The sequence below is a fragment of the Aphanothece microscopica RSMan92 genome, from assembly GCF_046613545.2.
Taxonomy (GTDB): Bacteria; Cyanobacteriota; Cyanobacteriia; order PCC-6307; family Cyanobiaceae; genus NIES-981.
The window spans coordinates 1-442 of record NZ_JBKKKY020000552.1 but is presented as its reverse complement, the minus strand read 5'-3'; the positions used below and the strand labels follow the sequence as shown (position 1 = coordinate 442).

Sequence of the window (442 nt, the reverse complement as noted above, 5' to 3'; positions counted from 1 at the left end):
GCCCTATCTGGGCAGCGTGGCGGGCGTGACCTTCCCGGTGCTGATGACGCTGGCGCAGACGGGGTCCTTGCAGGAGTCGGTCGTGGCCGCGGTGGTGCTGACGGTGATCCAGGTGGTGATCGGGCTGGTGGTGGAACCGCGCCTGATCGGCCAGCGGATCAACCTGTCGCCCTTCCTCGTGCTGGTGAGCCTTGCGTCGTGGTATGCGCTGTGGGGCGTGCCGGGGGCGGTGCTGGCGGTGCCGATGACGGTCATCCTGCTGACGGTGCTGGGCGGCTTTTCCGCCACGCGGCCGGTGGCGGTGCTCTTGTCGCACACGGGCAAGGTCTAGCGCAGCGCGCCCGTCAGCAGGGCCAGCGCATGGTCGCGGGCCGCCGCGCGCACCCCGGCGCGCCCCAGAGCGCCGAAGTCCACCGTTTCCGTGACCACGCCCGCGGGCGAG

General features: G+C 71.9%; 1 protein-coding gene. It reads left to right on the top strand.

Annotated features, from left to right (window positions below):
- Nucleotides 1–331, top strand: a 331-nt coding sequence (locus ACLD7X_RS19015) for an AI-2E family transporter (RefSeq protein ID WP_411425239.1), incomplete at its 5' end; no start/stop codon positions are given.
- Nucleotides 332–442: the final 111 nt, after the last annotated feature.